Source organism: Polaromonas sp. DSP2-3-2b2 (assembly GCF_049895905.1).
Classification (GTDB): domain Bacteria; phylum Pseudomonadota; class Gammaproteobacteria; order Burkholderiales; family Burkholderiaceae_C; genus Polaromonas.
Map to the genome: position 1 here is coordinate 25,935 of NZ_JAFCTH010000006.1, position 12,724 is coordinate 38,658.

At 64.1% G+C, this 12,724-nt stretch carries 13 protein-coding genes; 8 read left to right on the plus strand and 5 right to left on the minus strand.

Annotated elements, in window-relative coordinates:
* Positions 1 to 17: 17 nt before the first annotated feature.
* From ACP7AD_RS07050 to ACP7AD_RS07065, 4 genes are all read left to right on the plus strand, one after another.
* Positions 18 to 962: a PhzF family phenazine biosynthesis protein gene (locus ACP7AD_RS07050; protein WP_426147839.1), complete on the plus strand. Its 945-nt coding sequence runs from the start codon at positions 18 to 20 to the stop codon at positions 960 to 962.
* Between the two features lie 212 nt (positions 963 to 1,174).
* Positions 1,175 to 1,912: a hypothetical protein gene (locus ACP7AD_RS07055; RefSeq protein WP_426147840.1), complete on the plus strand. Its 738-nt coding sequence runs from the start codon at positions 1,175 to 1,177 to the stop codon at positions 1,910 to 1,912.
* Between the two features lie 243 nt (positions 1,913 to 2,155).
* Complete coding sequence (locus tag ACP7AD_RS07060; RefSeq protein WP_426147841.1) at positions 2,156 to 2,551, plus strand: response regulator; 396 nt, start codon at positions 2,156 to 2,158, stop codon at positions 2,549 to 2,551.
* Between the two features lie 78 nt (positions 2,552 to 2,629).
* Complete coding sequence (locus ACP7AD_RS07065; protein WP_426147842.1) at positions 2,630 to 3,355, plus strand: histidine phosphatase family protein; 726 nt, start codon at positions 2,630 to 2,632, stop codon at positions 3,353 to 3,355.
* 154 nt (positions 3,356 to 3,509) lie between these two features.
* On the opposite strand, the gene ACP7AD_RS07070 is transcribed toward ACP7AD_RS07065, so the two are convergent.
* From ACP7AD_RS07070 to ACP7AD_RS07090, 5 genes are all read right to left on the minus strand, one after another.
* Positions 3,510 to 4,853 carry a PQQ-dependent sugar dehydrogenase gene (locus ACP7AD_RS07070; protein WP_426147843.1) on the minus strand — a complete coding sequence of 448 codons (1,344 nt, stop codon included), beginning with the start codon at positions 4,851 to 4,853 and terminating at the stop codon, positions 3,510 to 3,512.
* A 211-nt stretch (positions 4,854 to 5,064) separates the two neighbouring features.
* Positions 5,065 to 5,916, minus strand: a complete 852-nt coding sequence (locus ACP7AD_RS07075; protein ID WP_426147844.1) for a creatininase family protein — start codon at positions 5,914 to 5,916, stop codon at positions 5,065 to 5,067.
* Between the two features lie 70 nt (positions 5,917 to 5,986).
* Positions 5,987 to 6,415, minus strand: coding sequence for a universal stress protein (locus ACP7AD_RS07080; RefSeq protein ID WP_426147845.1), 429 nt, complete (start codon positions 6,413 to 6,415; stop codon positions 5,987 to 5,989).
* A gap of 117 nt (positions 6,416 to 6,532) precedes the next feature.
* On the minus strand, positions 6,533 to 6,952 hold the full coding sequence (locus ACP7AD_RS07085; RefSeq protein WP_426147846.1) for a hypothetical protein: 420 nt from the start codon (positions 6,950 to 6,952) through the stop codon (positions 6,533 to 6,535).
* Between the two features lie 110 nt (positions 6,953 to 7,062).
* Positions 7,063 to 8,676, minus strand: a complete 1,614-nt coding sequence (locus ACP7AD_RS07090; RefSeq protein WP_426147847.1) for a DUF4080 domain-containing protein — start codon at positions 8,674 to 8,676, stop codon at positions 7,063 to 7,065.
* A 195-nt stretch (positions 8,677 to 8,871) separates the two neighbouring features.
* Here ACP7AD_RS07090 and ACP7AD_RS07095 point away from each other — a divergent pair, with 195 nt between their 5' ends.
* The 4 genes from ACP7AD_RS07095 to ACP7AD_RS07110 all read left to right on the plus strand — a co-directional run bounded on the left by ACP7AD_RS07095 (position 8,872) and on the right by ACP7AD_RS07110 (position 12,707).
* Positions 8,872 to 9,504, plus strand: a complete 633-nt coding sequence (locus ACP7AD_RS07095) for an FMN-binding negative transcriptional regulator (RefSeq protein WP_426147848.1) — start codon at positions 8,872 to 8,874, stop codon at positions 9,502 to 9,504.
* A 103-nt stretch (positions 9,505 to 9,607) separates the two neighbouring features.
* Positions 9,608 to 9,934 (plus strand): DUF167 domain-containing protein, encoded by a 327-nt coding sequence (locus ACP7AD_RS07100; RefSeq protein ID WP_426147849.1) that lies wholly within the window; start codon positions 9,608 to 9,610, stop codon positions 9,932 to 9,934.
* Positions 9,935 to 10,016: 82 nt separating this feature from the next.
* A complete protein-coding gene (locus ACP7AD_RS07105; RefSeq protein ID WP_426147850.1) occupies positions 10,017 to 12,179 on the plus strand; it encodes a protein-disulfide reductase DsbD family protein in 2,163 nt (720 codons plus the stop codon).
* A 63-nt stretch (positions 12,180 to 12,242) separates the two neighbouring features.
* Positions 12,243 to 12,707: a CoA-binding protein gene (locus ACP7AD_RS07110; protein WP_426147851.1), complete on the plus strand. Its 465-nt coding sequence runs from the start codon at positions 12,243 to 12,245 to the stop codon at positions 12,705 to 12,707.
* The last annotated feature ends 17 nt before the right edge of the window (positions 12,708 to 12,724 follow it).

Consider the following 12,724-nt stretch of genomic DNA (forward strand, 5'->3'; position numbering starts at 1 on the left):
CGGCAGGAAAGCAACCCATGACACCTCGTCCCTTCCGGCAAGTTGACGTTTTCACGTCCGTTCCCTACCTGGGCAACCCGCTGGCGGTCGTGCTTGATGGCAGTGGACTCGATGACGCGGCGATGCAGCGCTTTGCCCGCTGGACGAACCTGTCAGAAACCACTTTTCTGCTGTCGCCAGCCCATGCATCGGCCGACTACCGGGTGCGCATTTTCACGCCCGGCGGCGAGTTGCCCTTTGCCGGCCATCCGACGCTGGGCAGCTGCCACGCCTGGCTGCAGGCGGGTGGCCAGCCCAAGGACGCGGACCTGATCGTGCAGGAATGCCCGGTGGGCCTGGTCAACATCCGGCGTGAAAGCGGAACGCAGCATCTGGCCTTTGCTGCGCCGCCGCTGCAGCGCACGGCGCCCGGCGCCGAACTGCTGGCGCAGGTGGTCCAGGCACTCGGGCTGCAAGCCGGGCAGGTGCTTGCGGCGCAACTGCTGGACAACGGACCGGTGTGGCTGGGCCTGCTGCTGGGCAGCGTGGAGTCCGTGCTGCAGCTGGCGCCTGACCACTTGGCGCTTGAAAAACTCGGGGTGAAGGTCGGCGTTGCAGGCATTTATCCGCCCGAGGAAGCGCCTTTGCTGATCGCCCGGGCCAACCGTGAAGCGCGCGCGTTCGACCTTGATGACACCGGAAAGCACGGCACCCCGGCCGCGCCTGATCTGGAAGTGCGCGCTTTCGCCGCCGCCATCGGCATTGCCGAAGACCCGGTCACCGGCAGCCTCAATGCCAGCCTGGCGCAATGGCTGATGGCCGAAGGCCGCATGCCACTGCGCTACCTGGCCTCGCAAGGGGCTTGCCTGGGGCGTGCCGGCCAGGTCCATGTCAAGCAGGATGCGCAGGGCCAGGTCTGGGTCGGCGGCGAGTCGGTGACCTGCGTCGAAGGCCTGGTCATGCTCGGCGCCAGCCTGCGCTGACAACGGCGCCCCTGCCGGTCCGGCGGCTGCGCTGGGTAACCAGAAACAGCGCCGGAATTTGCCTTGGCCCTGAGCGCTGCAAGGTGGCGGCCTAATGGCCAGGCTGCCAGCCTAGAATCCCGGAGAGCGTGACGCGCGCAATTTAGCCTTTCTCTTAATCACGGGCAGGACCTTGCAACAACACCTTCCCCGGCCAACGATGGACTCCCAGGATGATCCCGAAAACTTTGACCAGCCCCCCTCTGCCCGGAAATGCGCCGGGCGCCGAGTTGTTGCTGCTGGAAGAAGGTGCGCGGTACGCCTTGCTGCAGCGCTTGATACCGGTTCTTCAGCACCAGATGATGGGCAATTTCCAGTCGATGGACATGATTGCCGTCATGATGGACCGGCGTCTTCAGTCGGCCAGCCCGGACCTGGACAGCATGCGCCAGGACTGCGATCTGCTGGGCAGCGTGTCGCAGTCGGCCATCAAGTCCGTCATCAACCTGCTGACGTGGGTTCGTCCAAATCCGGCGGCCACCCAGGCTTTTGACGCCGGCGTGGAAGAATGCGCCACGCTGCTGCTCAACGAGTTCAAGCTCAAGAGTTTTGTCATTGCCAATGAGGTGTCGCAGATCCCTGCGGAGTTTTCCAGCCGGGGGCTTCGCAGCGTCGTCAGCGCGGCGCTTGTCTGCCTGAGCGACCAGTCGGCGGCGCCGGCCACGCTCACGCTGCGTGCCCAGGTGTTTTCCGACCACATCGACCTGTCGATTGACCTGCACCTTGACGAACAGCAACAGCCAAGACCACTGATTGTGAACGGCTGCCGGCTTTTGAACTGGCGGGACCTGGAACTGCTGGCGGGCGCCGAAGCCGTCGGGCTCGCGCGCAGCGACAGCGGAGCGCGGCTGACCTTCGATCTTCCTTCTCAAAGTCAAGGATTTCCCGCCGACCGCGAAGCCAGACGCTGAACCATTCCTGCGGGCCAACCGCGTGGCGCAGCTCTGGACGAATATTCAACCGATAAAATTCAAATTGAAATTGATAAATTTGATTTAATAAAGTAGAGTCAAGCGGTGGAAAGCACCCAAATTTCGTAAATCGCGGATCTAAGCCGATATTTTTGTAATAAAGTTGCTCCTCCGCGTCTTACTGACAGGTGCCTTGGGCTGTTTCCTGAAAAGCACGTCCTGCCTTGCGTTCAAAGGAAAACAATGGCTTTACGTGTGTTTCTGGTTGAAGACAGCGCTGCCCAATGCGCCTACCTGACGCAAATCCTGACGGCGGAAGCAAAGGTTGTGGTTGTCGGCATAGCCGCCACGGAACCCCAGGCGGTCAGCTGGCTTGACCGCAACCCCGACCAGTGGGACATCGCCCTGGTCGATCTTTTCCTGAGCGAGGGAACCGGTGTCGGCGTGATCAGCCATTGCCAGAACCGGCGGCCCGAGCAGAGCATTCTTGTGATGACCAACCATGCGCGCAACGACCACCTGCTGCACCACTGCGAACGGCTGGGCGTTGATGCCGTTTACCACAAGGCGACCGAACTCGACAGCCTGGTCGATTACTGCAAGTCGATGGCCGCCAGAATGACCCAGATCGCGGCCTAGTGTCGCGTCACGCGACACTAGGCCAGCGCGTCCCCCGGGCGACAAGAGCGCATCGGCCACCTGGTCAAAATTCCTTTCATGGGAACACTTTATTTGGTACGCCACGGCCAGGCTTCGTTTGGCGCCGATGACTACGACGTGCTCAGTCCGCTCGGGCACCGGCAGAGCGTTCGGCTGGGCGAGTACTTCAGGGGCAAGGGATTGCGCTTCGAGGCCGCGCTGACCGGCACGCTGAACCGCCAGGTCCAGACTTTTTCCGGCATCTGCGAAGGCATGGGCGTGGCCTTTGCCAGCAGCTCCCAGGCAGACTCGCCGCTGGATGGCCCGCTGGCGGCGGGCGCCCTGCCGCACCGGCTCTGGCCCGGCCTCAATGAATACGACAGCGCCGCCGTGATTGGCGCGATTCATCCCTATCCGCTGGCCAGGCCCGACACGCCCGAGTTGTACCGGCATCACTTTCGCCTGCTCAAGGACGGCCTGGCGCAATGGATGGCCGGCGTGGTCAGCCCGCGCGGCATGCTGGATTACAACGGCTTTGTCGCCGGCATCACCGGGGCGCTGGAACATGTGCGCACGCACTATCGGGGCGACGTGCTGCTGGTGTCCAGCGGCGGGCCGATTGCGACGGCGGTGGGCCATGTGCTGGGCACCAGCCCGGAGGCCATGATCGAATTGAACCTGGGCATCCGCAACTGCTCGGTCACCGAATTTTCCTTCAGCCCCAGACGTCACCGGCTGCAGACCTTCAACACGCTGCCGCACCTGGATGCGCCCGAATATTCGGGCTGGGTGACCTACGCTTGACCCGGCCGACTGCCGGTTTGCGGTCGCGTTCGATACCAGCCAGTTCAGCTTCCAGCAGAAATTTACTACTATTTCGATAGCTGTACACGCAAGCCCAGCTTGCGCAAATGTCACTTTTCATCACTATTTCTAGCCGTAAAGCCGTTTTTCGTCTTCACCGCGCTGCCGTGCCGCTGACACGCCAGACCGTGTTGCCGACATCGTCGGCCACCAGCAGTGCGCCGCGCTTGTCGATGGCCACGCCGACGGGTCGGCCATGGGCTTTTTCATCGGCGCTTAAAAAGCCGGTCAGCACATCGACCGGCAGGCCAGACGGCTGGCCATTGGCAAACGGCACGAACACCACCTTGTAGCCGCTCAGCGGCTTGCGGTTCCACGAGCCATGCAGGCCGACGAAGGCACCGCTGGCCAGCGCCGGCGTCAAGCCATTGCCTTCGGCAAAAGCCAGGCCCAGCGGCGCCACATGCGAGCCCAGCGCATAGTCGGGCCGGGTGGCCTGGGCAACCAGGTCGGGCCGGGGCGGCTTGACGCGCGCATCGACGTTCTGGCCGTAGTAGCTGTACGGCCAGCCGTAGAAGGCGCCGTCCTTCACCGACGTGAGGTAGTCGGGCACCAGGTCGCTGCCGATCTCGTCGCGTTCGTTCACCACCGTCCACAAGGCGCCCGTTCCCGGCGCCCAGCCCATGCCGTTGGGGTTGCGCAGGCCGGTGGCAAACGGGCGCTTTTCGCCGGTCTGCAGATTGACCTCCCAGATCACAGCACGTCCGGCTTCGGCCTCGATGCCGTTTTCGCCGACATTGCTGTTGGAGCCGACCGTTGCGTAGAGCTTGCTGCCGTCCGGGCTGGCGATGATGTTCTTGGTCCAGTGGTGGTTGATCGGCCCGCCAGGCAAGTCGGTCACCGGCACGGCCGCCGCAGTGATCCGGGTCTGGCCGGTTTCATACGCAAACCGCACGATGGCGTCGGCATTGGCCACATACAGGTTGGCGCCGACCAGGGCCATGCCGAAAGGCGAATGCAGGCCTTCGAGGAACACCGAACGGGTTTCGGCCACGCCGTCGCCGTCTGCATCGCGCAGCAGCGTGATGCGGTCGGCGCTGGGCACGCCGGCGCCAGCCCTTTTCATTACCACGCCCATGGCCCAGCCCCGCAGGCTGAAGCTTTTGTCCTTCGGGGCCGGCTTGTTGCTTTCAGCCACCAGCACGTCGCCGTTCGGGAGAACGTAAACCCAGCGCGGATGGTCCAGGCCCCTGGCCAGCGCCGTCACGGCCAGTCCGGCCATGGCCGTCGGCATGGTGCCGTCGGGCCAGCCCTGCGCGGGTGCGATCTTGACGGTCGGAATCAGGCTCGTTGTCGGCTCGGGCAAGACCGGCGTGGCGCCCATGCCCTGCGCCGGGTCCAGCTTGGCGGTGTCCGCGCAGGCAGCCAGACCGCCCAGCAGGCCCAGAAACAAGGCGCCAGCGAGCCACCGGCGGGTATCAAAACTGCCTGATGGCATGAAAACTCCTTTTAAAAGCAATGGGACGCCGGCCGCATCGCACGGCAAAACCCTTGTCGCTACTTTGTCTGCAGCCTGCGCCAGCGCTTATCGGCGGGCGGCGCGGTCGGTTGTCAGCTATTAACCCTGCCCACAGGTTGACAGCCTCAGCCCGGCAGCGAAGGCAGGTCAGCTATTTTCAGCGTCCGCAGCACAAAGCGTGCGGCAACTATCAAAAAGCCGTGGCGCTCTGCAGCGTATCGGGCGGCAACTGGTCAATTTCAAGCAGCAGTTGCGCCAGGCTGCGCCCCATCGCTGACAGCAGCGCATGGCCTTTTTCGGCCGTGGCCGCCAGCGCATTGCCGACCGCGCCGTGCGGGTTGTAGTCCTGCATCTGCCAGCCCAGCTTGGCGCTGCGGCCGTCGCCCAGGATGCTGAACTTCTCCGCCCGGTCCTGCGAGGTCGAATAAAAATCCTGCGCCTTCGCCATATCGACCTGGCCGGGCTTGAGCGCCAGCATCATCGAAGTTTCGATCTCGCCGGCATGGATGCCAAAGCGGTGCTCGTGCGCGCTGAACCGCGCCGCCACCGAGTGGCCGCGCTCATCAACCAGCGGCAGGTTAAATGAGTTAACGCTGTACACCAGCATGCCAAAGCGGCTGCGCAGGTCGCGCGCCACCACATCGAGCAAACCAACCTGGCCGCCGTGCGAATTGAGCAGCACGAGTTTTTTCACGCCCGTGGCGGCCACCGACTCGGCCAGCTCGGTCCAGAGCCGCAAGATGGTTTCGGCCTTGAGCGTCAGCGTGCCGGCAAAGCGCGTGTGTTCTAGGCTGAAGCCGACGCACTGCGTGGGCAAAAACAGCACCGGCAGGCTGGCGGGCAGGTGCGGCAGCGCGCTGGCAATCACGCCATCGACCAGCGTGGCATCGACATTGAGCGGCAAATGCGGGCCATGCTGCTCGATGGCGGCGACCGGCAGCACCGCGATGCAGCGGGCCAGGTCCAGGCGCGCAAAGTCGGTCGTTTTCAGGTCGGCCCACAGACGGGGGAAGGAAGGAGCGGTGGTCGCGGCAAGTGTCATGCGCGTATTTTCAGCGACTCCAGCCATTCGTGGGTCCGGCCCGGCCGCAAGCATCACGCAGCGCGCCGAACTACTTGACCAGCAGCACCGGCACGGGCGACTGGTGCAGCACCCGCTGGGCCACCGAACCCAGCAGCATGTTGCCCACCGCCCCCATGCCGCGCGTGCCCATCACGATCTGGTCAACCTGCCGGTCCTTGGCGGCCCGAACGATCTCATTGGCAATGACGCCATAGGCCCGGGCGGGCTCGACCACCGTGAGCCCGGCGGCCCGGGCTTGCGCCATGGCCTTGGCTAGAATGGCGTTTTGCTGAATGACCTGCTCGTCCTCGATTTTCTGGATGGTGGCGGCGGTGTAGCTGCCGTAAAAAAGGGGTTCGGGACTGACGCACAGCAAGGTAGCCTCCAGGTCGAGCGACGAGCCGGCCATGCTACCAACCGCCTCGATGGCCCGGTTGGCATGCTCGGAACCGTCCACTGCAATCAGAATCTTCAACATACCGTGCTCCCGTAGTGCGCGAAAACCGCATGAAAATATTAGCGCCGATACGCCGCCGCCCGATTGACAAATCGCAAGCGGCACGGCAACCGGGTCGCGCAAGCGCGCGGGCCGTTGTCAGGCAACGTTCTTGCGGAAGGTTTCAACGCCGCTTTTGAGCTTCTCAAGCGAACTGCTGAAGGACGCTTTCCCCTGATTCCAGGACTCCACCGTGGCGGCTTTCAGCTCGGCCAGGCGCTGCTCCGCCACACCGAGATTGGCTTCGAGTTTTTGCACCTCCTCGCCCAGCTTGGCCTTGGCCTGGGCGCCGGAAGCCTCGGCTTTTTTCCTGAATTCGGCAATCGTCACCTTCAGGTCGTCCAGCTCTTTTTGCGCGGCCTGTGCAAAGGCCGTGCGTTCGCCCTCCGGGGGACTGGCCTGGCCTGACGTTGCGGGGGCTTTTTGAAGTTCCGGCATGGGAGGCTTGATCTTGTCGCAGGCAACCGACGCGACGGCCACGGCAAGGACCAGGCCCACGACTGACAAGGATTTTTTCATGATGGATTCCTTTTTTCGGGATGACGATGTCAAGCTGAAATCTAGCCCCGGCCCGGCCGGAACCCTTGAGAAACATCAACCGCGCGCGAGTCAGCGCCAGGAATTGCGCTTCAGGCCGCTGCCGCAGCCTTCTGGATGGCGTCGCGGTGCGATTGCTGGCTGACATGCCGGCCCTGCCGCTCGGACCGGGGCTTGGCGGCGCCCGCCGGCAGGGCGCTGCGCTCGGCGGCCAGCAGATCGGCCAGGCAATGCGGACGGCCGCGCGCACCGCTGGCGCGGTAATCGGCCAGCAGCGCGGCGCGCACGGCGTCAGCGTCCAGACCACGCGCTTGCGTCAGGTGATCAAACAGCAGGTCCACCAGCTTTTCCAGCGCAAACTCATGCGTTTTGCCGGTCGTTTGCCACAGCCAGTCGCAAAAGGCCAAAAAATGATGGAAGGCCGAACCCGCCACGTCGGGACTGTTTCTGAGCAGCAGACGCAGCGCCGCCGAAAACCGGCCCGAGTTGGCGACCATTTCCCAGTAGCGCGCAAAGCGCCCGATGCGCTGCATCGTGGCGAAGTCGATGGTTGAAGTCTGCAGGATGGTGTACGGCGTCTGCGGGTCGTAGGCCATCGCGAAATCCAGCGTGTGCCGCGTGATCGGCGTGCCGCGCAGGCGCTTCAAGATGCCGAACTGGATTTCATGCGGCGCGAGTTCATGCAGGCGGTCAAAGCCATCGGCAAAGCTTTGCAGCGTCTCGCCCGGCAGGCCAAAAATCAGGTCGGCATGCACATGCGCCTGGCTTTCGTTCACCAGCCAGCGCAGGTTGTCGGCGGTCTTGAGGTTGTCCTGCCTGCGCGAGATACGCTGCTGGACTTGCGGGTTAAAGCTCTGCACGCCGACCTCAAACTGCAGCGAGCCCGCCGGAAACTGCACGATCAGCGCCTTGAGCCGGTCCGGCAAACTGTCGGGAACGACCTCGAAATGCACGAACAGGTCGGGCGCCATCCGGTCGAGAAAGAACTGCAAAATCCGCACCGAAAAATCAACCTTCAAGTTGAAGGTGCGGTCGACGAACTTGAAGTTACGCGCGCCGCGCCGGTAGAGCAGATCCATCTCGGCCATGAAGCGGTCCAGCTCGAACGCCCAGGCGGTCTTGTCGAGCGAACTCAGGCAAAACTCGCACTTGAACGGGCAGCCGCGCGAGGCTTCGACATACAGCAGGCGCCTGGCCAAATCCTCGTCGGTGTATTCGCCGTAGGGCAAGGCCAGCGCATCCAGCGGCGGCTGCTCGCCGGCAATCACCTTCATCAGCGGCTGCGGGCCATCGAGCAGCGCGCGGCACAGCTTGGGAAAGCTCACGTCGCCCCAGCCGGTCACCACATGGTCGGCCAGCCGGCAAATCTCCTGTTCGCCGGTTTCAAAGCTGACCTCCGGCCCGCCGAGCACGACCTTGATGTCGGGCCGCAGGGTTTTCAGCAGGCGCACGACCTGCGTGGTCTCGACCACGTTCCAGATGTAAATGCCCAGCCCGATGATGCGGGGCTCAAGCGCCAGCAGGCTTTCGACGATCTGCACCGGCCGCTGCCCAATGGTGAATTCGCGCAGTTGCGTCACAGCGCGCAGGCCCACGCCGCCGTGCAGGTCCAGGTTCGCCAGCAGGCAGCGCAGGCCGAGCGAGGCGTGGATGTATTTGGCGTTGAGCGTGGCCAGGACGATGGCGGGCGCTGGAGGAGGATGCATGGCGGCATTATCGGACGCTGCATCTGCAAGCGTTTTCGGGCAGGCATGTTTGCGCTGTTCTTGCCGCCCGAGCATCTGGCGCTCGGGCGGCGAAACAAAGCAGGCTTGACGTCAGCTGCGGCGACGGCGTCGAGGCTGCCCGCCGCGCAAAATGGAGTGAAAACGTAAGATCAAGCTTGCATCACAGGAATTTCAATGTACATACCCCGTCATTTTGAAGAATCGCGCCAAGAGGTTCTGCATGCCTTGATGGCTGCCAACCCCTTGGGGACACTCATCACGCACGGCAAGGATGGGCTGGACGCCAATCATCTGCCTTTCGAACTGGACGCCAAAGTGGGCGCGAAGGGTCTGCTGCGTGCGCATGTGGCGCGCAACAACCCGGTCTGGCAGTCCATCGGCAGCGGTGAGAAGGTGCTGGTCGTGTTTCGCGCGGAAGACGCCTACATCTCGCCGAACTGGTATCCCAGCAAAGAAGAGACCGGCAAGCATGTTCCGACCTGGAATTACCAAGTGGTGCATGCCCATGGAAACATCACCTTTCGCGACGACGAAAAGTATGTGCGTGGCCTGGTTGCACGGCTGACGCGCAAGCATGAGGCCCATGAGCCCAAGCCTTGGAAAATGGGCGATGCGCCTCCAGACTACATAGACACGATGCTCAAATCCATTGTGGGCCTTGAAATCGATATCACTGGCTTGGCCGGAAAATTCAAGCTGAGTCAGAACCGGGAGGTACCTGACCGAATAAACGCTGGTATGGTTTTGCAGGGCAAGGGAAGCAGCGTTTTAGGGCAAGCGATGCTTGACGCCAATCAAATCATTTAACAAGCCATTGCACCTTGATTCAAGAGCAAGCCCGGCATGCTGAAGGCTTGACAAGCCATCATCAGCAGACCATGCCCCATCCCGCACTGAAACACTCCGCCACATGAGTCGGGGCCAAATCACAAACATCACCGGCGATTCCTTCTTTGCCTGGGACGGCGACGTGCTGGTGGTCAACATCCTGGGCAAACCCAGCGCCGGCAAGGACGCCATCGGCAAACCCAAGGGCACGCAGCTCAAGGTCAGCGTGACGGCCGCGCCGCTGGCGGGCAAGGCGACCGACCACATGGTGCGTTTCCTGGCGCCGCTGTTTGGCGTGGCGGTGGCCGACATCGAAGTCGTGTTCGGGCAGGAAAACGTCAACAAGCAGTTGCGCATCCGGGCGCCGAAAAAACTGCCGGCGGTGTTTGCATCGCCGGGCGGCGATTGAAGGCGCAGGAAAGGCTGACGCACAATCGGGCCTGCCGGACGCTCCCGGAACTAATGACGGCACCGCATCTCAGACCCTCACCATGAATTTCAACCGTTTCCTGTCAGCTATTTTTTTAATAGCTGCTTGCGCAATACCCATCAGCGCAAATGCCCAAAATAGCTTGATAAAGTCGTCGCTGGCCGGTCCAGTCGTGACCACCGATCAGGTTCGCGCCGAACTGCTGGCCTGGGCGCCCGAGGGCGTTGAAGCCGGCAAGCCGGTCTGGCTGGGCCTGCAGCTGGCGCATCAGCCAGCGTGGCACACCTACTGGAAAAATTCCGGCGACTCGGGCCTGCCGACGATGCTTGAATGGCAGCTGCCGGCCGGCATCACGGCGGGCGAGATCGCCTGGCCGACGCCGAAAAAAATCCCCATCGGCACGCTGGCGAACTACGGCTACGAGCACACCGTGCTGCTGCCGGTGCCACTCACCGTCGCGCCCGGCTTCAATGCGCCACAGCTCGACGTGAAGCTCAAGGCCAGCTGGCTGGTCTGCCGCCTGGAATGCATCCCGCAGGAAGGCGAGTTCACGCTGAGCCTGCCGGCCCGGGGCTCGACGGCGGCCAGCGGCACCTTGTTTCAAGCCGCGTTTGACGCCGCGCCCAAGCCATTGCCCACGGGCGCCAGCCAGATTGAAATCAGCGACAAGGTGCTGAAGGTGTCGCTGGCCGGCCTGCCCGCCACGCTGCAGGGCAAAACGCTGGTGTTGTTTCCCGAGACCAGCGGCGTGGTCGAGCCTGCCGGCGCCTGGGAACAAGCCTGGGAAGGCGCGTTGTGGACGGCGCAGCTGCCGCTCTCCAGCCAGCGCACCGGCAGCCCAGCGCGCCTGCCGCTGGTCGTGGCTTATAACGACACCGCCTGGCGCATCGACGCGCCGGTCAGGGGCGACTGGCCTGCCGTAGCGGCGGTGGCCGTGGTGTCGCCGGCGCTGGAAGCAGCGCTCAAGGCTGCGGCGGCAACACCGCCGGAAGGCTTGACTGCCGCGTCCTCGCGCTCCAGCCAGCCGCCGCTTGGCCTGCTGGCCGCCTTGCTCGGGGCGCTGCTCGGCGGGCTGATCCTGAATTTGATGCCCTGCGTGTTCCCGGTGCTGGCGATCAAGGTGGTGGGTTTTGTCAATGAGAAAAGCCGGGCCGCGCGATTGAGCTCGGGGCTGGCCTACACGGCGGGCGTGGTGCTGTCCTTCCTGGCGCTGGGCGCGCTGCTGCTGGGCCTGCGCGCCACAGGCGAGCAGCTGGGCTGGGGTTTCCAGCTGCAAAACCCGGCGGTGGTGGCCGCGCTGGCGGCGCTGTTCACGCTGCTGGGGCTGAACCTGGCGGGGTTGTTTGACTTTGGCGGCATCCTGCCCGGCCGCGTCGTCAATTTGCAGGCGAAGAACCCCAGCCTGAATGCCTTCCTGTCGGGCGTGATGGCCACGGCGATTGCATCGCCCTGCACCGCGCCGTTCATGGGCGCGTCGCTGGGCTATGCCGTCGGCCTGCCGGCGGCGCAGGCGCTGGCAGTGTTCGGCGCCATCGGCATCGGCATGGCGCTGCCCTACCTGGCGGCCAGCGCGCTGCCCGGCGTGGCGCGCGTCCTGCCCCGGCCCGGCGCGTGGATGGTGACGTTCAAGCAGTTGATGGCGTTTCCGATGTTTGCCACCGTCGCCTGGCTGGTCTGGGTGCTGGGCCAGCAAAGCGGCATCGACGGAGCGGGCGCGCTGCTGGCGCTGCTGGTGCTGCTGGCGCTGGCGGTCTGGTCGTTCAGCCTGCGCGGCACGGCGCGCCGCGCAATTGCTACGTTTTCAGTAGCGCTCTGCGCTTTGGGAATATGGGCTATCGGCCCGAACATCGTCAAACCGGTCAGCACGCCCGTGGCCGCCGCCTCGGCGCGCTGGCAGGACTGGCAGCCCGGCCGCGTCGAGCAGCTGACGGCGCAGGGCCAGAGCGTGTTTGTCGATTTCACCGCCGCCTGGTGCGTGACCTGCCAGTACAACAAGAAAACCACGCTGGCCGATGCCGCCGTGCTGGCCGACATGGACGCCAAGAACGTCGCCCTGCTGCGCGCCGACTGGACGCGCCGCGACCCGGCGGTGACAAAGGCGCTGGCCGAACTCGGCCGCAGCGGCGTGCCGGTCTACGTGTTTTACAAGCCCGGCCGCGCGCCGGTGGTATTGTCCGAAATCTTGTCCGTGAGCGATGTCAGGGCCGAACTGGCCAGGCTGTGATGAATCCATGCCTGAGCAAGCCTCTCGAAAACCCTGCCCTCCACAACCACCAGGAACCCAACCATGAAGTCCCGTGCCACCCCCGAACGCATTGCCCGCATTCTCAACGACTGCCGCACCATTGCCGTCGTCGGCCTGTCGCCCAAGCCGCATCGGGCCAGCTTTGACGTGTCGCGCTACATGCAGGCGGCCGGCTACCGCATCATTCCGGTCAACCCGAACGCCACCGAAGTGCTGGGCGAAAAGGCCTATGCCACGCTGCGGGAAGCGGCGCTGCACGAAAAAATCGACCTGGTGAACTGCTTTCGCAACAGCGAAGACATCCCGCCCGTGGTCGCCGACGCCATCGCCATCGGGGCCCGCGCGGTCTGGATGCAGCTCGGCGTGGCGCATGCCGAGGCCGCCGCCACGGCCGAGGCCGCCGGCCTGCTGGTGGTGCAGGACCACTGCATCAAGATTGACCACCGGGTGCTGCTGTCCAGCGGGCTGATCCAACCCCAGGCGCAGCCAGTCAGGCCATCGCCCTGAAGCCGGCTGGCCAGACG

What these genes read in the sequence shown, in the direction of transcription:
- ACP7AD_RS07050 (WP_426147839.1), top strand. Translation starts at nt 18, where the DNA reads ATGACACCTCGTCCCTTCCGGCAAGTTGACGTTTTCACGTCCGTTCCC.
- ACP7AD_RS07055 (WP_426147840.1), top strand. Translation starts at nt 1,175, where the DNA reads ATGATCCCGAAAACTTTGACCAGCCCCCCTCTGCCCGGAAATGCGCCG.
- ACP7AD_RS07060 (WP_426147841.1), top strand. Translation starts at nt 2,156, where the DNA reads ATGGCTTTACGTGTGTTTCTGGTTGAAGACAGCGCTGCCCAATGCGCC.
- ACP7AD_RS07065 (WP_426147842.1), top strand. Translation starts at nt 2,630, where the DNA reads ATGGGAACACTTTATTTGGTACGCCACGGCCAGGCTTCGTTTGGCGCC.
- ACP7AD_RS07070 (WP_426147843.1), bottom strand. Translation starts at nt 4,853, where the DNA reads ATGCCATCAGGCAGTTTTGATACCCGCCGGTGGCTCGCTGGCGCCTTG.
- ACP7AD_RS07075 (WP_426147844.1), bottom strand. Translation starts at nt 5,916, where the DNA reads ATGACACTTGCCGCGACCACCGCTCCTTCCTTCCCCCGTCTGTGGGCC.
- ACP7AD_RS07080 (WP_426147845.1), bottom strand. Translation starts at nt 6,415, where the DNA reads ATGTTGAAGATTCTGATTGCAGTGGACGGTTCCGAGCATGCCAACCGG.
- ACP7AD_RS07085 (WP_426147846.1), bottom strand. Translation starts at nt 6,952, where the DNA reads ATGAAAAAATCCTTGTCAGTCGTGGGCCTGGTCCTTGCCGTGGCCGTC.
- ACP7AD_RS07090 (WP_426147847.1), bottom strand. Translation starts at nt 8,676, where the DNA reads ATGCATCCTCCTCCAGCGCCCGCCATCGTCCTGGCCACGCTCAACGCC.
- ACP7AD_RS07095 (WP_426147848.1), top strand. Translation starts at nt 8,872, where the DNA reads ATGTACATACCCCGTCATTTTGAAGAATCGCGCCAAGAGGTTCTGCAT.
- ACP7AD_RS07100 (WP_426147849.1), top strand. Translation starts at nt 9,608, where the DNA reads ATGAGTCGGGGCCAAATCACAAACATCACCGGCGATTCCTTCTTTGCC.
- ACP7AD_RS07105 (WP_426147850.1), top strand. Translation starts at nt 10,017, where the DNA reads ATGAATTTCAACCGTTTCCTGTCAGCTATTTTTTTAATAGCTGCTTGC.
- ACP7AD_RS07110 (WP_426147851.1), top strand. Translation starts at nt 12,243, where the DNA reads ATGAAGTCCCGTGCCACCCCCGAACGCATTGCCCGCATTCTCAACGAC.